17 protein-coding genes and 2 tRNA genes are annotated in these 21,013 nt (G+C 62.1%); 13 read left to right on the forward strand and 6 right to left on the reverse strand.

The genetic code is table 11. The features are described 5' to 3' along the window. Positions 1 to 12: 12 nt before the first annotated feature. Positions 13 to 588: a bacteriochlorophyll 4-vinyl reductase gene (gene bchJ / locus Q0X85_RS12565; RefSeq protein WP_297772402.1), complete on the reverse strand. Its 576-nt coding sequence runs from the start codon at positions 586 to 588 to the stop codon at positions 13 to 15. A gap of 10 nt (positions 589 to 598) precedes the next feature. Next, positions 599 to 2,260, reverse strand: coding sequence for a magnesium-protoporphyrin IX monomethyl ester anaerobic oxidative cyclase (gene bchE, locus Q0X85_RS12570; protein WP_297772403.1), 1,662 nt, complete (start codon positions 2,258 to 2,260; stop codon positions 599 to 601). 165 nt (positions 2,261 to 2,425) lie between these two features. On the opposite strand from bchE, the gene Q0X85_RS12575 reads away from it, so the two are divergent. Continuing rightward, positions 2,426 to 3,166: a YebC/PmpR family DNA-binding transcriptional regulator gene (locus tag Q0X85_RS12575; RefSeq protein WP_297772405.1), complete on the forward strand. Its 741-nt coding sequence runs from the start codon at positions 2,426 to 2,428 to the stop codon at positions 3,164 to 3,166. A 22-nt stretch (positions 3,167 to 3,188) separates the two neighbouring features. Here Q0X85_RS12575 and Q0X85_RS12580 read toward each other — a convergent pair whose 3' ends face one another. Further along, positions 3,189 to 3,413, reverse strand: a complete 225-nt coding sequence (locus tag Q0X85_RS12580) for an aspartate aminotransferase (RefSeq protein WP_366129941.1) — start codon at positions 3,411 to 3,413, stop codon at positions 3,189 to 3,191. A gap of 314 nt (positions 3,414 to 3,727) precedes the next feature. Between Q0X85_RS12580 and Q0X85_RS12585 the strand changes: the two genes are divergently transcribed. Continuing rightward, entirely contained in the window at positions 3,728 to 4,696 is a 969-nt protein-coding gene (locus tag Q0X85_RS12585) for a DUF2971 domain-containing protein (protein ID WP_074786137.1), read from the forward strand. A gap of 1 nt (position 4,697) precedes the next feature. Here Q0X85_RS12585 and uvrB read toward each other — a convergent pair whose 3' ends face one another. Continuing rightward, positions 4,698 to 6,896 carry an excinuclease ABC subunit UvrB gene (gene uvrB, locus Q0X85_RS12590; RefSeq protein WP_297772407.1) on the reverse strand — a complete coding sequence of 733 codons (2,199 nt, stop codon included), beginning with the start codon at positions 6,894 to 6,896 and terminating at the stop codon, positions 4,698 to 4,700. Between the two features lie 591 nt (positions 6,897 to 7,487). On the opposite strand from uvrB, the gene acs reads away from it, so the two are divergent. From acs to Q0X85_RS12630, 8 genes are all read left to right on the forward strand, one after another. Beyond that, positions 7,488 to 9,428 (forward strand): acetate--CoA ligase, encoded by a 1,941-nt coding sequence (gene acs, locus Q0X85_RS12595; protein WP_297772408.1) that lies wholly within the window; start codon positions 7,488 to 7,490, stop codon positions 9,426 to 9,428. Positions 9,429 to 9,441: 13 nt separating this feature from the next. Continuing rightward, on the forward strand, positions 9,442 to 10,128 hold the full coding sequence (locus Q0X85_RS12600) for an adenylate kinase (protein ID WP_297772409.1): 687 nt from the start codon (positions 9,442 to 9,444) through the stop codon (positions 10,126 to 10,128). 69 nt (positions 10,129 to 10,197) lie between these two features. After that, the gene (locus tag Q0X85_RS12605; protein WP_050662583.1) at positions 10,198 to 10,458 is read left to right on the forward strand and encodes a DUF4212 domain-containing protein; all 261 of its coding nucleotides are present in this window, start codon (positions 10,198 to 10,200) and stop codon (positions 10,456 to 10,458) included. Positions 10,459 to 10,472: 14 nt separating this feature from the next. Continuing rightward, on the forward strand, positions 10,473 to 12,257 hold the full coding sequence (locus Q0X85_RS12610; RefSeq protein ID WP_297772410.1) for a sodium:solute symporter family protein: 1,785 nt from the start codon (positions 10,473 to 10,475) through the stop codon (positions 12,255 to 12,257). 119 nt (positions 12,258 to 12,376) lie between these two features. Beyond that, positions 12,377 to 14,218: a DUF294 nucleotidyltransferase-like domain-containing protein gene (locus tag Q0X85_RS12615; RefSeq protein WP_297772411.1), complete on the forward strand. Its 1,842-nt coding sequence runs from the start codon at positions 12,377 to 12,379 to the stop codon at positions 14,216 to 14,218. A gap of 3 nt (positions 14,219 to 14,221) precedes the next feature. Beyond that, positions 14,222 to 14,728 carry a hypothetical protein gene (locus Q0X85_RS12620; RefSeq protein ID WP_297772412.1) on the forward strand — a complete coding sequence of 169 codons (507 nt, stop codon included), beginning with the start codon at positions 14,222 to 14,224 and terminating at the stop codon, positions 14,726 to 14,728. 34 nt (positions 14,729 to 14,762) lie between these two features. Beyond that, positions 14,763 to 15,143: a response regulator gene (locus tag Q0X85_RS12625; RefSeq protein ID WP_297772413.1), complete on the forward strand. Its 381-nt coding sequence runs from the start codon at positions 14,763 to 14,765 to the stop codon at positions 15,141 to 15,143. After that, on the forward strand, positions 15,140 to 17,206 hold the full coding sequence (locus tag Q0X85_RS12630) for an exonuclease domain-containing protein (RefSeq protein WP_297772414.1): 2,067 nt from the start codon (positions 15,140 to 15,142) through the stop codon (positions 17,204 to 17,206). The genes Q0X85_RS12625 and Q0X85_RS12630 overlap by 4 nt, the downstream gene beginning before the upstream one ends. 42 nt (positions 17,207 to 17,248) lie before the next feature. Here the strand turns inward: Q0X85_RS12630 and Q0X85_RS12635 are convergent, their stop codons facing one another. Next, positions 17,249 to 18,001, reverse strand: coding sequence for a class I SAM-dependent methyltransferase (locus Q0X85_RS12635; protein WP_297772415.1), 753 nt, complete (start codon positions 17,999 to 18,001; stop codon positions 17,249 to 17,251). Between the two features lie 478 nt (positions 18,002 to 18,479). On the opposite strand from Q0X85_RS12635, the gene Q0X85_RS12640 reads away from it, so the two are divergent. The 3 genes from Q0X85_RS12640 (at position 18,480) to Q0X85_RS12650 (ending at position 20,825) form a co-directional block, all read left to right on the forward strand. Then, a tRNA-Gly gene (locus Q0X85_RS12640) sits at positions 18,480 to 18,553 on the forward strand. Between the two features lie 89 nt (positions 18,554 to 18,642). Beyond that, positions 18,643 to 20,439 carry an ABC transporter transmembrane domain-containing protein gene (locus tag Q0X85_RS12645; protein ID WP_297772416.1) on the forward strand — a complete coding sequence of 599 codons (1,797 nt, stop codon included), beginning with the start codon at positions 18,643 to 18,645 and terminating at the stop codon, positions 20,437 to 20,439. Between the two features lie 74 nt (positions 20,440 to 20,513). After that, complete coding sequence (locus Q0X85_RS12650; RefSeq protein WP_297772418.1) at positions 20,514 to 20,825, forward strand: ETC complex I subunit; 312 nt, start codon at positions 20,514 to 20,516, stop codon at positions 20,823 to 20,825. A gap of 35 nt (positions 20,826 to 20,860) precedes the next feature. Here Q0X85_RS12650 and Q0X85_RS12655 read toward each other — a convergent pair. After that, positions 20,861 to 20,937: transfer RNA gene (locus Q0X85_RS12655), tRNA-Arg, on the reverse strand. Positions 20,938 to 21,013: the final 76 nt, after the last annotated feature.

Consider the following 21,013-nt stretch of genomic DNA (forward strand, 5'->3'; position numbering starts at 1 on the left):
AGAAGAAACCGGTCAGCGCCAGGAGATTTCAAACTGGCAGGCGGAGGCACATGTGGCGCAACAGGTGGTTTCGATCACCTGAGATCGGGCATGCACGAGCCGGGCGAAGAGCCGCTCAAAGCAGGCCGCGTGCCAGTGGCAGACCGGCGTGGCGCTCTCGCCCGTTTGCGGGATCGGGTTGGTCTCTAAGGTGAAAATCACCGGGTGATGGCCCTGTGCTGTCAGATGACCGCTGCCGCAAAAGGTCCAGCCATGGGCGAGGATCGCGCGCATGAGCAGCGGCGCGGCGAGGGAGGCGGGCAGGGCGTGCAACAGGGTTTGCGCGGCGCGGGGGATGCGATTGGCAAGGATATAGTCGCCGGTGGCGATGCCGGCGGCGGTCGCGATCTGTTGCGCGACTTCGGGATGGTCCCGGCGCAAGGCGCGGTGCAGGGCGGCGACCGGGCGCTCGTCGATCATGGCATCATTGCCAGGCAGCGGGTCAAATCCCACAGGCTCAAAGAGCGCGCGGCGCGCACGTTCGCCCACTATTCGATCCATCACCGGGGCGAGTTGCAGGACCGCGTTGGGGCCAATGCGGGCGGGCATGTGACCGCCGTCAGGCATCCATCTGCTCGGTGCTTCCACCGCAGGCGCGCACCTCGGCCCCGTTGGGCATTTTGAAACCCTCTTTGCGCTCGGTCGCGCGGTCCTTCATCTGGGCGCGCACCGCCACGCGGCGCTCGGCGGCACGGGCGGCACGGTCGGCGCTGGCCTCCCAATCCTCCATCTGTGCCTCGGCGATGGTGCGGGTCTCGTCAAAGTCGAACGTGACCTTGTTCTTGGTCTGCGGGCCCCAGTATCCGGCCTTGCCAAGATCATAGAAGGTGCGGGAAAAGCCTGCCTTGAGAAACGCCTTGAGACAGCCCAGCAGGTAACGCCGCCGATAACCGGTGCCGCGCCACGGGTAATGAAACAGCGCCTTGCGCATGTAGAAGCGGCGGTAGTTCTTCATCACCCCGTCCAGCAACTCGCCGCGCGTCATGGTGGCGGGTTTCATGATCGGGGTGACGAAGTTGTATTTCGAGAAATCGAAAATCTCGACCCGATCGCGCAACTCCTGAAAGAGCGGCGTGAAGGGCCATGGCGTATACATCGCCCAGTTTGCCAGATCCGGCTGCCAGTCCCACGCCATCTGAAAGGTTTCCTCCAGCGTCTCGGGCGTCTCATTATCAAGCCCGACGATGAACTGCGCCTCGGTGAAGATATCGGCCTCGCGCAGCAGGCGGATCGCCTCCTTGTTTTCCTCGACCCTGGTTTCCTTGTTGAACTGGTCGAGTTTCAACTGCGCCGCCGCCTCGGTGCCAAGGCTGACATGCACCAACCCCGCCTTACGGTAGAACGCCAGCAGGTCACGGTCGCGGTAGATGTCCGTGACGCGGGTGTTGATGCCCCATTGCACGCGGGCAGGCAGGTCGCGCTTGATCAGCTCTTCGCAGAACTGGACGAATTTCTTCTTGTTGATGGTCGGTTCCTCGTCAGCGAGGATGAAAAACCCGACGCCGTGGTTGTTCACCAGATTCTCGATCTCATCGACGACCTTTTTGGGGTCGCGCACGCGGTAATCGCGCCAGAATTTCCATTGTGAGCAGAACGAGCAGGTGAACGGACAGCCGCGCGCCATGTTGGGGATGGCGACGCGCTTGCCCAGGGGCACGTAGATGTATTTCTCCCATTCCAGAAGCGACCAGTCGGGATTGATCGAATCGAGGTCCTTGACCGTGGCCGCCGCCGGGGTGGCCTTGATCGTGTCACCGTCGAGATAGGCCAGCCCCTTGATCGCGCCGCGCGCGGCGGGCCATTCGCCCTGATCGACGGCGCGGATGAGGTTGAGAAAGATCTCCTCACCCTCGCCGCGCACGATCACATCCACCCAAGGGGCCTCGGACAACACCTGTTTATACATGAACGTGGCATGCACGCCGCCGAGGACACGGAGCGCGTCCGGTACTTCCTCCTGTGCGAGTTTGAGAATATTTTCGGCTACGTAGATCGACGGGGTGATCGCGGTGACGCCGATGACATCGGGCTGCAACGCGTGCAGGCGGGCGCGCAGGGTGTCGTCGTCCAGATGATTGGTCATCGCGTCGATGAAGGTGACATCGTCATAACCCGCATCGCGCAAGTGCCCTGCGAGATAGGCGACCCAGGCGGGCGGCCAGCTTCCTGCGATCTCGGCGCCGCCGGAGTGGTAATTGGGGTGGATCAGTACGATGCGCATGGTGGTGCCTCCCTGTTCTGTCAACTCAGGCTATCAAAGAATATGTCTAGTTTAGTTGACATACATCAAACCGCTCCGGTGCGGCGCTGTGCGAGAGGGGCGTTGCCCTGCGGCGCATCACCGGATAAAAGGCGGCAGATTTCCGAAGATGCAGGAGAAGGCACCATGGCCGGCCATTCCAAATGGGCGAATATTCAACACCGCAAGGGGCGGCAGGATGCTGTCCGGGCCAAGCTCTTTTCGAAGTTCTCAAAGGAGATCACGGTCGCGGCCAAGATGGGCGATCCGGACCCGGACAAGAACCCGCGCCTGCGGCTTGCGATCAAGGAAGCCAAGGCGCAATCCATGCCCAAGGACAATATCGAGCGCGCCATCAAGAAGGCGAGCGGCGGCGATGCCGAGGATTACGAGGAAATCCGCTATGAGGGCTATGGCCCCAACGGGGTCGCGGTGATTGTCGAGGCGATGACCGACAACCGCAATCGCACCGCGTCGACCGTGCGTTCGACCTTTACCAAGAACGGCGGCAATCTGGGCGAGACCGGCAGTGTCGGCTTCATGTTCGAGCGTAAGGGTGAGGTGACCTATCCGGCGGAGGTGGGCGACGCCGATACGGTGATGATGGCCGCGATCGAGGCGGGCGCCGAGGATGTCGAAAGCAGCGAGGATGGTCACGTGATCTGGTGTGCCGATACCGATCTCAATGATGTGGCGACCGTGCTAGAGGAGGAATTGGGCGAGAGCACTTCGACCAAGCTGGTTTGGAAACCCACCACGACGACCGAGATGGACCTCGAGAATATGCAAAAGCTTATGAAGCTGATCGAGGCGCTGGAGGATGACGACGACGTGCAGCGCGTCACCACCAATTTCGAGGCCTCCGACGAGGTGATGGAACAGCTTTGACGGTCGGGCGGGCTGAGCTGTCTCAGACTGCGGTTGATGGTCCGAAATCTTGAAAAGATTTCGGTCCGATTTCTTTTGAAGAAATCGGTGTGAGGGCGGGGGTAAGCCAGCGGACGGGCCCGCGGTTGCAGAAGATCACGATCTGGCCGGAGTTTTCCGCCACCTGAAACCCGCGCCGGTGGATTTCACGCATGAACAGGTCCATCCCCGCAAACCGCTCCACATCCCGTTTCTTGCGCCGGATCACGGTGCCTTGTTGCACGGATTTTGAGGTGAAGAGGTCATGCAGCCAGATCTCGGGCGTGAGGGGAGAGTTTCGGTTTCGCATGACGCGAGGATGCGGGACGGTTGGTTAAGGGGAGGTTAAGGGACGTGGGGTGGGTGATGCCTCGCCATTTCATGAAACGGCCAGTATTGGTGGGTTGGAACCCCACCCTACGCTTTGTAGGATTGGATTTCCGACTAGGCGGTCGGCTGATGAACGAGTTGGGCAGGGTTTCATTGAAATTTCGGGCGTGCTTAGGTCATCTGCTTGCACCGAATAACGCTCAGAGGATCCAAATGAATTTTGAAGCGATTTGGCAAGATTACTGGAAAATGCTCTATTCGGATTTGGAGCAAGAAAACGAATTCCCTGAAGTATCTCCGCTTCTGTGCCACTACACTTCGATGCAGAATCTCGAAAACATACTAGCGGGCGAAGAAGTTTGGCTATCAAATCCTTTGTATATGAATGACCTTGAAGAGGTAAGGTTCGGTGTCAACACCGGGTTTGACTTAGTGATGAAAGATGACGGAATCCGTTCAGCGCTAGGTTCAGACGAACGAGCAGAGCGATTTTTCAACACTTTCGCTGAAAGTTATGATGAATACGCTCGGGAGCATGTCCTAGACCTATACGTAATGTGCTTCTCGATACATGAAGATGATGATCAAGATGGTCGACTATCAATGTGGCGGGGATATGGGCAGAACGGTAAGGGAGCAGCAGTTGTCTTCGACACATCGAAGGTGAAAGCAATGGAGAATAGCCCGCTTGCTCTTGCACCCGTTCACTATGCCAGTGTTGAAGATCGAATTGCACGTTTTGATGTAAAAATTCAAGAAGTTGCGCACTTTCTGGAAAATAACAGAGTGCCGTTGGAATATGTACATGCGACGGCTCAAGCGCTCTTCCAGCGGATTTGTTTGTATGCGGTGTTTTCTAAGCACATTGGATTTAAAGAGGAAAATGAATGGCGGTTAGTCTATTTGAAGGACCGTGATCTTGGTAACGCTTTGCATCCATATTTTAGCTACTTAAACGGGTCTGACGGTATTCAACCCAAGTTAAAGCTTCCAATGGGTGCGATACCGGGCGTTATAAGCGATGAGTTTCGCTTATCCGATGTAGTGCATTCTATTATTATCGGTCCAAGCGCTTCTTCTCCTTTAACTCAAGCATCAATCAAACGCATGTTGACAGCAAGAAACAAACCCGAACTGATCGAAAGGTTGCGGATGTCGAGTATTCCTTTCCGTGCCACATAGCCTACCGCCCCCGCCGCTTCACATTCCCCCCGCGCTGCCCCGGCCGCCCCGCCGTTGACCGCCCGCGTGAGCCCACGGCGGCGTCGCTTGCCTTCTCAACGGCCTGTTGCCGCGCCAGTGGATCGTCGGCCACCGCCAGATCCACCGCCTCCAGCCGCTTGACCTCATCCCGCAGGCGGGCGGCCTCTTCGAATTCCAAATTTTCGGCGGCCTTGCGCATGTCGGTGCGCAGCCCTTCCAGCACCGCTTGCAGGTTGGCCCCGGCCATCGGCTTGTCGACGCGTGCCGTCACGCGGTTCATGTCCACGTCGCCCTTGTAGAGCCCCTGCAGGATGTCATCGACATTCTTGCGGATCGTGGCGGGGGTGATGCCGTGTTCCTCGTTATAGGCGATCTGCTTGGCGCGGCGGCGGTCGGTTTCGTCCATCGCGCGCTGCATCGAGCCGGTGATGCGGTCGGCATACATAATCACGCGGCCGTCGGCGTTGCGCGCGGCGCGGCCGATGGTCTGGATGAGCGAGGTTTCCGAGCGCAGAAAGCCCTCCTTGTCCGCATCTAGAATGGCCACCAGCCCGCATTCGGGGATATCGAGCCCCTCGCGCAGGAGGTTGATGCCGATCAGCACGTCGAAGGCGCCGAGGCGCAGGTCGCGCAGGATCTCGATCCGCTCGATCGTGTCGATATCGGAATGCATGTAGCGCACGCGGATGCCCTGTTCGTGCAGGTATTCGGTCAGGTCCTCGGCCATGCGCTTGGTCAGCGTGGTGCAGAGCGTGCGATAGCCCGCCTCGGCCACCCGGCGCACCTCGTCCAGCAAGTCATCGACCTGGGTGTCGACGGGGCGGATTTCGACCTGCGGATCGAGAAGCCCGGTGGGGCGGATCACCTGCTCGGTGAAGACGCCGCCGGTCTGCTCCATCTCCCACGCGGCGGGGGTGGCGGAGACAAAGACCGATTGCGGGCGCATCGCGTTCCATTCCTCGAACTTGAGGGGGCGGTTGTCCATGCAGGAGGGCAGGCGAAAGCCATGTTCGGCCAGGGTGAACTTGCGCCGGTAGTCGCCCTTGTACATGCCGCCGATCTGCGGGACCGAGACGTGGGATTCGTCGGCGAAGACGATGGCGGTGTCGGGGATGAATTCAAAGAGGGTGGGGGGCGGCTCGCCGGGGGCGCGTCCGGTGAGGTAACGTGAATAGTTCTCGATGCCGTTGCAGACGCCGGTTGCCTCCAGCATCTCCAGATCGAACTGCGTGCGCTGTTCCAGCCGCTGTGCCTCTAGCAGCTTGCCTTCTCCGACCAGTTGGTCGAGGCGCTGACGCAGCTCTTTTTTGATGCCGATGATGGCCTGCTGCATGGTCGGCTTGGGTGTGACGTAATGCGAGTTGGCATAGACGCGGATCTGATCGAACGTGCCGGTCTTTTCACCGGTGAGCGGGTCGAACTCGGTAATCTGCTCCAGCTCTTCGCCAAAGAATGACAACCGCCAGGCGCGGTCTTCGAGGTGGGCGGGAAAGATTTCGAGACTGTCGCCACGCACCCGGAACGAGCCGCGTTGAAAGGCCTGATCGTTTCGCTTGTATTGCTGGGCCACGAGATCGGCCATGATCGCGCGCTGGTCATAGCTCTCGCCGGCCTTGAGATCCTGGGTCATGGCGCCATAGGTCTCGACGCTGCCGATACCGTAGATGCAGCTGACCGAGGCGACGATGATCACATCGTCACGCTCCAGCAGCGCGCGGGTGGCCGAGTGGCGCATCCGGTCGATCTGCTCGTTGATCTGGGATTCCTTCTCGATATAGGTGTCGGAGCGGGCGACATAGGCCTCGGGCTGGTAATAGTCGTAGTAGCTGACGAAGTACTCGACAGCGTTATCGGGGAAAAATCCCTTGAATTCCCCGTAGAGCTGGGCGGCCAGCGTCTTGTTCGGGGCGAGGATGATCGCGGGGCGCTGTGTTTCCTCGATGATCTTGGCCATGGTGAAGGTCTTGCCGGTGCCGGTCGCACCCAAAAGCACCTGATCGCGTTCGCCGTCGGCTATGCCGGTTGAAAGCTCGGCGATGGCGGTGGGCTGGTCGCCCGCCGGCTCGAACACGGTGGCGAGTTGAAATTGCTTGCCGCCTTCGAGTTTGTCACGGGCCGTCACGTCCGGTGCCGGATGGCTCAGGACCGGGGCGGTCTTGTCGGAATGGGCATAGGGCATGGCGGTGGTCCTTTGACTGAGGTTCACATTTGTTCTCTTTGAAGCGGGGTTCAAGCCCCAATGCGGGTTGCGTTCGGTTTTACCCTTGGCGCAACGAATGGGCACAGCCGATCAGAGGGATCATGATGCCCGCAGGCAGCCACGCTTTCGGGCTTGTCGGGCGCTGCACAAGAGAGGCACCGTATGTCTGGCACCCGGCCTATGCCGATATGGTGCGGCCTCGCTCAAAGTTTGAAGACCCCGCTTGCCCACACGCTTGAGACGAATCGCCGTTGGCGGTCTTACGCAACGTCATATGTTCCCGGCGTCGGACATAGTGCCGCAGGGCGCGGGAAACGGCATGATTTTGGTTTGAGATGATCGGGTTTTTGAGGGCCAAGCCGTTCTGGATGCCGAAAATCACCAGAGAAACAAGTATGGAAAACTTTTTTACACAGTTTCAGGGGAGCGAATACAAGAAATTCACCTATCTTTTGGTTAGTTAATAGCCCTTTGTTAATTTTTTGCGCATTTTTCGCTATTGTATCCCAAGGAGTACGGAGCCTGCCTGACTGTTCCTCAGGAGGCCCATGGGATGGAGGATTTCAAGCGATGAGCGAGACAAGCGCGGCCATTGGTGCCGGGGATGCCGAATTTCACATCAATGCGTCGGATTACGCGGATATGTATGCCGCGTCGATCAATGACCCCGAGGGGTTCTGGGGCGAGCACGGCAAGCGGCTCGACTGGATCAAGCCTTACACACGCGTAAAGAACACCTCGTTCGCCTATGACGACGTGTCGATCAAATGGTTCGAGGATGGCACGCTGAACGTCGCCGCCAACTGTGTCGACCGGCATCTGGCGACGCGCGGCGATCAGACCGCGATCATCTGGGAACCGGACGAGCCCACCGACGAGGCGCTGCATATCACATATCGTGAGTTGCACGCACAGGTCGGCAAGATGGCCAATGTGCTGAAATCGCTCGGCGTCGAAAAGGGCGACCGGGTGGTGATCTACCTGCCGATGATCCCCGAGGCGGCCTATGCGATGCTGGCCTGTGCGCGGATCGGCGCGATTCATTCTATCGTTTTCGCGGGATTTTCGCCTGACGCCCTGGGCGCGCGGATCAACGGCTGCGACGCCAAGGTTGTGATCACCGCCGATCACGCCCCGCGCGGCGGGCGCAAGACAAAGCTCAAGGACAACGTCAATCAGGCGCTGCTGCATGACACCGACGATGTGAAATGCCTGGTGGTGCAGCGCACCGGCGATCAGGTGGCGTGGCGCAATGGCCTCGATTTCTGGTGGCATGAAGAGGCCGAGAAGGTCAGTGCCGACTGCGCCCCCGAGGAAATGAATGCCGAAGATCCGCTGTTCATCCTCTATACCTCCGGCTCCACCGGCATGCCCAAGGGTGTGGTGCATAGCACCGGCGGCTATCTCACCTACGCGTCGATGACGCATGAGTATATTTTCGACTATCACGAGGGTGATATCTACTGGTGCACCGCCGATGTGGGCTGGGTCACGGGCCATAGCTATATCGTCTACGGGCCGTTGGCCAATGGCGCCACGACCGTGATGTTCGAGGGCGTGCCGACCTACCCGGATGCGGGCCGGTTCTGGCAGGTCTGCGAGCGGCACAAGGTCACACAGTTCTACACCGCCCCCACCGCCATCCGTGCGCTGATGGGCAAGGGCACCGCCCCGGTCGAAGGGTCGGACCTGAGCAGCCTGCGCCTGCTGGGGTCGGTCGGTGAGCCGATCAACCCCGAGGCGTGGAACTGGTACAACGAGAATGTCGGCAAGGGCCGCTGCCCCATCGTGGACACGTGGTGGCAGACGGAAACCGGCGGTATCCTGATCACCCCGCTGCCCGGCGTGACGCCCAACCCCAAGCCCGGTTCGGCGACCAAGCCGTTCTTTGGCGTGGCCCCCGTCGTGCTCGACGATCAGGGCAATGAGTTGGAGGGTGCTGTCGAGGGCGTGCTGGCGATCAAGGACAGCTGGCCCGGTCAGATGCGCACCGTCTGGGGCGATCACAAGCGGTTCGTGTCGACCTATTTCGAGATGTTCAAGGGCTACTATTTCTCGGGCGATGGCTGCCGCCGCGACGCGGATGGCGATTACTGGATCACCGGCCGTGTCGATGACGTGATCAACGTCTCGGGGCACCGCATGGGCACGGCGGAAGTCGAAAGCGCGCTGGTTGCGCATTCGACCGTCAGCGAGGCTGCCGTGGTCGGTTATCCACATGATATCAAGGGGCAGGGCATCTATTGCTATGTCACTCTGATGGACGGGATCGAGGCCACGGACGAGCTGCGCACGCAGCTTGCCAACTGGGTGCGTCAGGAGATCGGCCCGATCGCCAAGCCGGATGTCATCCAATGGGCGCCGGGCCTGCCCAAGACGCGCTCGGGCAAGATCATGCGCCGCATCCTGCGCAAGATCGCCGAGAACGACTTTGACAGCCTTGGGGATACCTCGACGCTGGCCGATCCTTCGGTGGTGGATGATCTGATCACCAACCGCGCGACCGCATGAGGGGGCTGTGACAATGGACGGAACCAAGACAGCACAAACCGCCGCCAATCTGGTCCTGCTCGGGCCGCCGGGTGCTGGCAAGGGCACGCAGGCGCGGATGCTTCAGGACGCGTTCGGGCTGGTGCAACTCTCGACCGGAGATCTGCTGCGCGCCGCCGTCACGGCGGGCACCGACGCAGGCCAACAGGCCAAGGCAGTGATGGAGGCGGGCGATCTGGTGTCCGACGAGATCGTCATCGCGATCCTGCGCGACCGGCTGGCTGAGCCGGACTGTGCGCAGGGCGTCATTCTCGATGGCTTTCCGCGCACCACGGTGCAGGCCGAGGCGCTGGATGGCCTGATGGCCGATCTGGGCGCAGGCATTCGTGCCGCGATCAGCCTCGAGGTGGATGACGCCGCGATGGTGACACGCATTTCCGGGCGTTCGACCTGTGCCGGCTGCGGCGAAGGGTATCACGACGTGTTCAAGACCCCCGCCGTGGAGGGCACCTGCGATAAATGCGGCGGCACTGAAATGACCCGCCGCGCCGATGACAACGCTGAAACGGTGGAGAGCCGCCTGCGCGCCTATCACGCGCAGACCGCGCCGCTGATCGATTATTACGACGCGCGGGGCGTGCTCGTCCGCGTCGATGCCATGGCCGAGATCGGCACCGTGGCGCAAGAGCTGAACACGATCGTCAAGCAGGCGGTCGCGTAAGGGAAGGCCCGCGCCGGGATGGTCCCGGCCCGGTCAGGAGGAAACCTTTGACAAAAGGGAGGACACGCTTTGTCCGATAAGGAAGCCGCAAAGGCATATTGGAAAACCAATGTGCGCATCATTCTCTGGAGCCTGGTGATCTGGGCTCTGGTCTCGTTCGGGTTCGGCATTCTGTTGCGCCCCATGTTGTCGGGGATCGCCGTGGGCGGCACCGACCTTGGGTTCTGGTTCGCACAGCAAGGCTCGATCCTGGTCTTTCTGGCGCTGATCTTCTTCTACGCCTGGCGGATGAACAAACTCGATGCCGAACACGGCGTCGGTGAAGAATAAGGGAGCCGGGGACAATGGATCAGTTTACACTCAACCTGATATTCGTGGGCGCATCCTTCGCGCTTTATATCGGCATCGCGATCTGGGCACGCGCCGGATCGACCTCTGAATTCTATGCGGCTGGCCGTGGGGTTCACCCCGTGACCAACGGCATGGCGACCGCCGCCGACTGGATGTCGGCTGCCTCGTTCATCTCGATGGCGGGCCTCATCGCCTTTACCGGCTATGACAACTCGACCTTCCTGATGGGCTGGACCGGTGGCTATGTGCTGCTGGCGCTGCTGCTGGCACCCTACCTGCGCAAGTTCGGCAAGTTCACCGTCTCCGAGTTCATCGGCGACCGGTTCTATAGCCCGACCGCGCGCATGGTTGCGGTGGTCTGTCTGATCGTCGCGTCGCTGACCTATGTGATCGGCCAGATGACCGGCGTCGGCGTGGCCTTTGGCCGCTTTCTGGAGATCTCCAACACCGCCGGTCTGCTGATCGGGGCCTGTGTGGTCTTTGCCTACGCGGTGTTCGGCGGCATGAAGGGCGTGACCTACACGCAGGTGGCACAATATGTCGTGCTTATCCTCGCCTATACCATTCCGGCGATCTTCATCTCGCTGCAACTGACCGGCAACCCGATCCCGGGTCTGGGTCTCTTTGGCGATCACGTCGCATCCGGCGAGCCGCTTTTGGCGAAGCTTGATCAGATCGTGCGCGAACTGGGCTTCAATGAATATACCGCCCATCATGGCGATACGTTCAACATGGTGCTGTTTACCCTGTCGCTGATGATCGGCACCGCCGGTCTGCCGCACGTGATCATGCGCTTCTTCACCGTTCCCCGCGTGGCCGATGCCCGCTGGTCGGCGGGCTGGGCGCTGGTCTTTATCGCGCTGCTCTACCTCACGGCCCCGGCTGTGGGTGCGATGGCACGGCTCAACATCACCGAGTTGATGTGGCCCAACGGCACCGATGCGCAGGCGGTTTCCGTCGAGGATATCGAAACCGATCCCAAGTATGACTGGATGGCCACCTGGCAGAAAACCGGTCTCCTGGGCTGGGAAGACAAGAACGGCGACGGGCGTATCCAATACTACAACGACGCCAATGCCGACATGCAGGAAAAGGCCGCTGCGAACGGCTGGGAAGGCAATGAGCTGACCAACTTCAACCGCGACATCCTGGTGCTGGCCAACCCCGAGATCGCCAACCTTCCGGGCTGGGTGATCGGCCTGGTCGCGGCGGGTGGTCTTGCGGCTGCTCTGTCGACGGCTGCCGGTCTCTTGCTGGCCATCTCCTCGGCGGTGAGCCACGACCTGATCAAGGGTCAGCTCAACCCGGGCATCTCGGAAAAGGGCGAGCTTTTGTCGGCGCGGGTCGCGATGGCGGCGGCGATCGTGGTGGCCACCTATCTGGGCCTCAACCCTCCGGGCTTTGCCGCGCAAACCGTGGCGCTGGCCTTTGGTCTTGCGGCGGCGTCGATCTTCCCGGCGCTGATGATGGGCATCTTTACAAAGGTGAACAACAAGGGCGCCGTGGCGGGCATGATCACGGGTCTCGCGGTCACGCTGATCTACATCTTCCTGCACAAGGGCTGGTTCTTTATCCCTGACACCAACAGCTTTACCGACGCCGATCCGCTGCTTGGCACGATCAAGTCGACCTCCTTTGGGGCTGTGGGTGCGATGATCAACTTCGCGGTGGCCTTCACCGTGTCGAAGATGACGGCCCCGATCCCGCAAGAGATCGAGGACCTGGTCGAAAGCGTCCGCGTGCCCAAGGGTGCGGCGGCGGCTGCGGCCGATCACTAAATGATGCGGGCAGGGGCGGCGCACAATGCCGCCCCTGTCTTTTTCGCCCGCCGATATTTACGGCCACGACCGGGCGCTTTTAGGTTATTGATCCCGAACACCCCAAGAAAGGCCCGGCAATGCCCGAGACCGACCCCGCCCTGATCGACACGCTGTGTGCGCAGGCCCCCTTTGACGCGCTGACGGAGGCGATGCGCGCGCGGCTTGCCCCCGGTCTGACGGCGGTCAAGGTGGCGCAGGGCGAGACGCTCTTTACCAAGGGGGCGCCGATCAGCGGGCTTTATATCGTCATTTCGGGCGCGTTCGACATTCAGACCGGGGCCAATGACCTCGTGTCGCATCGCGGCCCCGGCGATATCATGGGTGAGCGCGGCCTGCTTCGCGATGGCACCGCGCAACTGACCGCCCGCGCGTCCGAGCCTGCGCGCCTCATCCTCATCCCCGGGGCGGAGTTCCTCGCGCTGATGGAGGAGTGCGACGGGATCGCCCGCTGGTTTGCCCGCGCGCGGCCCACCGACCCTGCCGACACCGGCCCCTATGCGACCGGTCTGACCGCGCTTCAGGTCTCGGACCTGATGGCGAGACATCCTGTCACCTGCGGGCCGGAGGCCACGATCACCGATGTGGCGAAGTTGATGCGCGATCACGTGATTTCCTCGGTCGTGGTGATGGAGGGCGGGCAGCTGGCGGGCATCATCACCGCCCATGACCTGACCAACAAGGTGCTGGCCGAGGGGCTGGACGGGCAGATCAGGGTGGCCCAAGTGATGACGCCCGATCCGGTGACCATCGCGCCGGGGCGGCTGGGCCTTGATGCGCTGATGCTGCTGTCGGAGCTCAAGGTCAATCACCTGCCGGTGGCGCAGGGCGGCCGCGTGGTCGGGATGATCGGCAAGACCGACCTCTTCCGCCAACAGGCCGCTACGGCGAGCCACATGGTCGCCGATATCGCCCATGCCGAGAGCGCGCAGGATATGGCGCATGTGATGGAGCGTGTGCCGGGCCTTCTGGCGCAGCTGGTGCAGGCGGGGGTCAAGCCCGCCTCGATCACCCGGCGGATCACCGATATCACCGATGCGATCACAAGGCGGCTCTTGCGGCTGGCCGAGGCACGGCTGGGCCCGCCGCCGGTGCCGTATCTCTGGGCCGCCTGCGGCTCTCAGGGGCGCCGCGAGCAAACCGGCGTCAGCGATCAGGACAATTGCCTGATCCTCGACGACGCCTTTGATGCGGCGGAACACGACGCCTATTTCGCCGATCTCGCCAAATTCGTCAGCGACGGGCTGGATACCTGCGGGTTCTTCTACTGCCCCGGTGACATGATGGCGAGCAATCCGCGCTGGCGGCAGCCGCGCCGGGTGTGGCGCGAGTATTTCGCGGGCTGGATCGCGCAGCCCGACAACGAGGCGCAGATGCTGGCCTCGGTGATGTTCGACCTGCGCGCTATCGCGGGCGAGACGGCGCTGTTCGAGAACCTGCAAACCGAGGTGCTGGCGCAGGCGAAGAAGAATTCGATCTTCGTGGCGCATATGATCTCGAACGCGCTCAAGCATACCGTGCCGCTGGGCCTCTTGCGGGGCTTTGCGCTCATTCGGTCGGGCGAGCACAAGAACACCATCGATCTCAAGCATTCCGGCGTCGTGCCGGTGGTCGATCTGGGGCGGATCTACGCGCTGCTGGGATCGCTGGAAGAGGCGGGCACCCGCGACCGGATCGAGGGCGCGCGTGCGGGCGGCGTGATCTCGGAAAGCGGCGCGCATGATCTGCTGGATGCCTATGACCTGATCGCCGAGACCCGGCTGCGTCATCAGGCGGCGCAGATCGCGGGGGGCAAGACCCCGGATAATTTTATGAACCCGTCCGATCTGTCGGATCTGGAACGCAATCACCTGCGCGATGCCTTCATGGTGGTCAAGACAATGCAATCGGCCATCGGGCAGTCGCGCGGGGCAAGAGGATAACCCATGTTCTTTGAACTCATCGCCACATTCGCCGCAGGCGCGGTCGCTGCCGGTCTCGCCCTCATCGCGGGGCATCTGAGCGGCGGACGCCTGCCCAAATGGATCACGCCGGTCATGGCCGGGATCGCCATGCTGGGCTATGCGATCTGGTCGGAATATAGCTGGGCCGGTCGCACCACTGACGGGCTGCCCGAGGGGGTGGAGGTGCTGGTCACGGTCGAGGAAACGCGGTTTTGGAAACCCTGGACCTATGTCGTGCCGCAGACCACGCGGATCATGGCGCTGGATCGCGAGAGCGTGCAGACCAATCCGGAGGCCCCCGGTATCCTGCTGGCCGATCTTTACTTTTTCGCACGCTGGACACCGCCCGCGAAACGCCCGCAACTTGTGAATTGTGCAGAAGGCGCGCGCGCCGATGTGAGTGGTACGGCGCTGGCCGACCCGTCCGAGGCCACGTGGAGGAGCATGGCTGAGGACGACCCGCTGAGCGAGGCGCTCTGCCAGACGTGAGTGCGCCGGACATGACCGGGAGAGGAGGCCCGCAATGTCGCAAAAAACCGTTCTGCTCGTCGAGGACGAGGATAATATCGCACTGGCGCTCACCCATCTGATCGGGCGGGCGGGCTATGCCCTGCGCCGGGTGGCCTCGGGAAATGCCGCCCTCGAGGCGCTGGCCGAGGAGCGCCCCGATCTGGTGGTGCTCGACGTGATGCTGCCCGAGCGTTCGGGCTATGAGATTTGTCAGCTCATTCGCCGGGACGCCGCCCTCAGGGGCATCAAGGTGCTGATGATCACCGCGGGCGGCGGCGAGGTGGAGCGGCGCAAGGGCATGGCGGTGGGCGCCGATGCCTTCATGACCAAACCTTTCGCGGCGGCAGATCTGACCGCGCAGATCAACGCGCTTCTGACGGAGGAGGGAGCATGATCGAGCGTCTGACCAAGCGCCTTGGCCTGCGTGTGCGCTTTGCGCTCTTCTTTGCCGCCCTCGGGCTGGGCGGGGCTGTGCTGATCGCGGTGGCGCTGGTTTTCGGCTACTCTCGCGCGGGCGGGCCGCCCGATGGTTACGTGATCGCGGGGCTGATCGGGGGGCTGGGGCTGCTGGGGCTGGCGGCCTGGATCGGGCTGCTGTTCGATGAAAACGTCGCCAAGCCGATCCTTGCGCTCGCCTCTGATCTGACCACCCGCGCCCGCGCCGATGTCGATTTGCAGATCGACGAGGGGCAGGCCAAGCATCTCAGCACGCTCGCCCCCGCCGCCAATGCGATCAACGCCGCGCTCTCGGAGGCGCGCGCTGCAAGGCAACGCGCGGTGGAGCGTGAGACTGCCCGCATCGCCCGCGAAAAGGCGCTCTTCGAGGCGCTGTTTCGGGATCTGGGCGAGGGTGCGGTGGTGGCCACGCCCGACAATCGCGTGATGCTGTATAACCGCATGGCGCAGGACCTTTTGGGCGAGATCGGGCTTGACCGTCCGCTGTCGGCCTTTTTGCGGCCTGAGCCGGTGATGGACGCGCTGGCGCGGATGCAAAAGGCCCGCGTGCGCGGCGAGATCACCGCCGAGACCTTTCTGGCCGCCTCTGCCGATGGTCAACGGTTCCTGCTGGGCCGCGTCAGCCCGATCCTGTCGGATGAGGAACTGTCGGGCCATGTTCTGATCTTCCGCGACGCGACCGAGGATCTGAGCGCCCATGCCGCCCATGATCACCTCTTCACCGCGCTGATGGAGGGGGTGCGCCGCCCCGCAGGCACCATCGGCGCGCTGCTGGACGTGCTGCAATCGGTGGACGATCTCGCGCCCGAGGATCGCGCCAGGATGCGGCAGGGGATCGAGGACGAGGTGGCGCGGCTCTTTACCTGCCTCGACGATTTCAGCGCCCGCCATGCCGCGATCAAGTCGCGCCGCTGGCCGATGTCGCCGGTCGCGGTGAGCCATGTGTTCGACGGGGTGCGCGCGCATTCTAATACGGATGTCAGGATCACCCGCAGCGAGGCGATGCTGGCCTGCGACGGCTTTGCGGTGGCCACGCTTTTGGCGCTGCTCTCATGCCACCTGACCGAGGACGGCACGCGTGACGGGCTGACCCTCGCGGCGGAGGTGGAGGGGGGCGAGACCCGGCTGATCCTTGGCTGGCAGGGCGAGGCGGTGACCGACGGGCAGTTGACCGGCTGGCTGCGCGCGCCGCTCTCGGAGGCGTATGGTGCTTATTCCGGGCGCGATGCGCTGGCCGCGCATCAGACCGATCTCTGGGCCGAAACGAATGCTGCCGGCCACCGGATCGTTCTGCCTCTCGCCTCGGCCGCCCCGCCGCTCGCCCCCGGTGACGCGCGGCCCGAATTCTACGACTTCAACCTGCCCGACACGCCCGGCGGCGATCTGGCCGACAGGCGCTTGTCAGACCTGAGTTTTGTCGTCTTCGACACCGAGACCACCGGCCTCTCGCCGCGCGGCGGCGACGAGATCGTGCAGATCGCCGGTCTGCGCATCGTCAATGGCCGCATCCTGCGCGGCGAGACCTTTGACACATTGGTCAACCCGGGCCGCGCCATCCCGCCCGCCTCGACCCGGGTGCATCACATCACCGACGCGATGGTCGAGGATGCGCCGGACATTTCCGAGGCCGGGCAGCGGTTTCACGACTTTTGTCAGGGCGCGGTGCTTGTCGCGCATAACGCACCGTTCGATCTGGCGTTTTTGCGGCTCAAGGAGCAGGTGATCGGGCGGCGGTTTGACAATCCGGTGCTGTGCACCGTGCTGATGTCGGCGGGGCTGTTCGACCATACCGGGCAGCATACGCTCGATGCGCTCTGCGACCGGTTCGGCGTGCATATCCCGCCTGAGGCGCGCCATACCGCCATGGGCGACACGGTGGCCACCGCGGAGGTCTTTGTACGCATGTTGGACCTCTTGCAGGCCAAGGGCGTGACCACGCTTGGCGGTGCGATCACCGAAGAGGGGCGGATGACCCGCATCCGCAAGGCGCAGAATTATTGATGTCGCCGGGCAGGCGACCTGACGGACGATACCCGGGGTCGGCTATTCTCCGGCCTCTGCCTCTGTCCATCGGTTGAGGTAGTCAGACTGATAGACCTTGTCGGCGGACTTGGTTGCGCGCTGTGGTTTGCGCACCGCGTAATCCAGAATGATCCCGCCCTCTGCAAGCGCGCCGGACAGGCGCGGGCGCTTGCCTGTGACATTGGGGTTGGTGGTGGTCACCACCTTGAGGGCATGGGCAGGCTTGAGCGGTTGCAGGGCACAGCGCAGAACCTCATAGCCAAGGGTTGCCTCCCAGAACCCGTAGACCATTTCTGGATTGATCTGGTAAAAAGAGTGATTGACCCAGTTGTTGCAGGGGCTGTGGCCGATCAGAACGCCACCGGGTTTGAGCATCTTGTGAATGTTGCGGTAGGCGGTGGGCAAATCAAAGATATGTTCGCATGTTCCGCCATCATAGATCACGTCAAATGCGCCGTCCAGTTCGCGGGGCAGGGGTGCGCTCAGATCCTGAATGACGCTTGCCTGCTCGAAATCCGAGAGGTCCATCGAGTCGACGCTCTCAAAGCCGAGCCGCTCGAAGAACGGCTCTGAATAAGTGTCACCCTCTGTGACCAGATCTGTCGCGGAGACGCCGGGAAGATGTGTCTCCAGAACCTTGTCCAGCAGGCGCGCCGAGGGGCCGCGCCGCGACCCGATCCAGCGTTGACGCCCGAGCATCAGGAACTTGCCCGACAGCGCGTGGTCCTTGACCGTTTCGATCAGCCTGGCGGCTAGTGTGTCTGGAATGGCCATTGGTCTGCTCTCGTCATTCTTGTTTTGCCGGAGTTTACGGGTTTGCGGGACGGGATCAAGCGGCACAAATGCACCACGGAGCGTATCCGGCTTCATAATCACTTACAGATCAGAAAAATCATGAGTCTCCTTATGAAAGATAAAATCAAGCCGTATCATGCTGTTGGCAAGACGCGAATGCGCCGCGCTTGGACTGGCGTTCGAAGAGGTTTTTCAAGATCAGTAAGTTATCTCCCGACGGGGCATAGATGCGAGCGGGTTGCGTGCCCGAGTTTTTCGAGCGGTTTGAACGGCAACGTGGCACTCTTTCGGGCCGGTATACAATCATGACGGCATCGGGTGCCGAAGAGCGGGTGTAGTGTGATCCGGCGGGCATGATTGGGGTGGTTTACAACCCCGAGACGCGCCGCGTGACGCGCGAAACAGAGCCGCGACGGGCTTGACCCTTGCGCGAGCCTCGATTAAGTCATCCACCAAAGCGGGCGTTGTGTAATGGTAAGACCTCAGCCTTCCAAGCTGATGATACGGGTTCGATTCCCGTCGCCCGCTCCAAGCTTTCCCCCTGCGGCTGATCTGTCCTCTTGACCCCGGCGTGATCGCCCTCCAAGAACCGGTGCCAAACGACAAGAGGGTAAGACCGCATGGTGCGTAGGGCCGAAAACGGGGCTGATCTGCTGGATCGGGATAAATCGAAGCGCGTCGGCGCACTGGCTGAGCTGTGGCCGTTCCTGCGTCCGTACAGGGCACTGTTGATCGCGGCGATACTGGCGCTCGTCCTGACCGCGAGCGTGGCGCTCGTGCTGCCGCTGGCCGTGCGCCGCGTGGTGGATAATTTCGGGACCGCAGACGGTGCCATTCTCGATCAGTATTTCGGTGCGGCCCTCGGGATCGCCGCGCTGCTCGCGCTTGGCACGGGATTGCGTTACATGCTCGTCACCCGGCTGGGCGAGCGCGTGGTCGCGGATATCCGCAAGGCCGTGTTCGACCGTGTCATCGGCATGAGCCCGGCGTTTTTCGAGCGTCTCATGACTGGTGAGGTGCTGAGCCGGATCACCACCGATACCACGCTGATCCTGTCGGTCATCGGCTCGTCCATCTCGATCGCGTTGCGCAACCTGTTGATTCTCGTTGGCGGCCTCGGCCTGATGCTGATCACCTCGCCCAAGCTGACGGGGCTCGTGCTGTTGATCGTGCCGCTGGTGATCGTGCCGATCCTCACGCTGGGGCGGCGCATGCGGGTGCTGAGCCGCGAGAATCAGGACTGGATCGCCAACAGTTCGGGCAATGCATCAGAGGCGCTCTTGTCGGTTCAGGCGGTGCAGGCGTTTACGCATGAAGGCGAGAGCCGGGCGCGCTTTGCCGATGTAACCGAGCGCAGCCATGACGCGGCGCGGCGGCGGGTCAATACCCGCGCGCTGATGACGGTGATCGTGATCTTTCTGGTCTTTACCGGCATCGTAGGTGTGCTGTGGATCGGCGCGCGCGATGTACGCGCCGACGCGATGAGTGCCGGGAGCCTTGTGCAATTCGTGATCTACGCGGTCATGGTTGCCGGTGCGGTTGCGGCGCTCTCGGAGATCTGGGGCGAGTTACAGCGCGCGGCGGGCGCCACCGAGAGACTGGTCGAACTCTTGCAGGCCGATGACCCGGTCCGCGATCCGGCGCAGCCGCGTGCCGTGCCGCGCCCGGTGAAGGGCGAAATCATATTCGACGGCGTTCAATTCGCTTACCCGTCACGTCCCGAGACGCCCGCGCTCGACAATGTGAGCCTGACCATCCGCCCCGGCGAGACGGTCGCGCTTGTCGGGCCGTCAGGGGCCGGTAAAACCAGTGTCATTCAGCTCATCCAGCGATTTTATGACCCGGACGGCGGCAGGATCACGTTGGATGGTGTCTCTCTGGCGGATATGGCGCGGCATGAGTTCCGTCGCGATTTGGCGCTGGTGCCGCAAGATCCGGTGATCTTTGCGGCCTCGGCGCGCGAAAATATCCGGTTTGGTCGGCTCGATGCGACCGATGCGGAGATTGAAGCCGCGGCCAAGGCGGCGGCGGCGCATGAGTTTATCCGTGCGCTGCCCGAGGGATATGACACCTATGTTGGCGAGCGCGGTGTGATGCTGTCCGGGGGCCAGAAGCAACGGATCGCCATCGCCCGCGCGATCCTGCGCGATGCACCTGTTTTGCTGCTGGACGAAGCCACCAGCGCGCTCGACGCCGAAAGCGAACGCGCGGTACAGCAGGCGGTCGAAACCATGGCGCGCACGCGCACGACGATCATTGTCGCGCACCGTCTTGCGACCGTGAAAAAGGCGGATCGCATCGTTGTGATGGAGCAGGGGCGGATCCTGGCGCAGGGCACGCATGATAGCCTTGTTGCGGAGAACGGACTCTATGCAAGGCTGGCGCGGCTTCAGTTCACCGACGGCGAGGCGGCCTGAACGCGGCCATTCGCCCCTTGCCGAGGCGCGCGCGATTTGGGATAAGATCAGGAAAAGCAGTCAGGGAGAGACGCATGCCCGCGCGCATTTACAAACCCGCCCGCAACGCGATGCAGTCCGGCACCGCAGGGACCCGCAAATGGGTGCTGGAGTTCGTATCGGAAACCGCGCGCGAGGTCGATCCGCTCATGGGCTGGACGTCGAACGACGATACACAGACCCAGGTACGTCTGCGGTTTTCCACCAAGGATGCGGCGCTGCAATACGCCAAGGAACATGGCATAGACGTGGTCGTTCAAGAGCCGCACAAACGCAAGACCAACATCCGGCCGGGCGGATATGGCGACAATTTCGCCACCTCCCGCCGGCAAGTCTGGACGCATTGAAACCTGTGTAAATCGGGGCAACACTCAGAGAGTTTTGGCGACTCCGGAAGGACTTGAACCCTCAACCTCGGACTTAGAAGGTCCTTGCTCTATCCAGTTGAGCTACGGAGCCGCGCAAAACGGTTCGCAAACCGTTTCGCCCGTTGTTTAGCGATCACCGCAGCTGAAATCAAAAGCAAAATGCACGC

Source organism: uncultured Roseovarius sp., assembly GCF_947259555.1.
Lineage (GTDB): Bacteria > Pseudomonadota > Alphaproteobacteria > Rhodobacterales > Rhodobacteraceae > Roseovarius.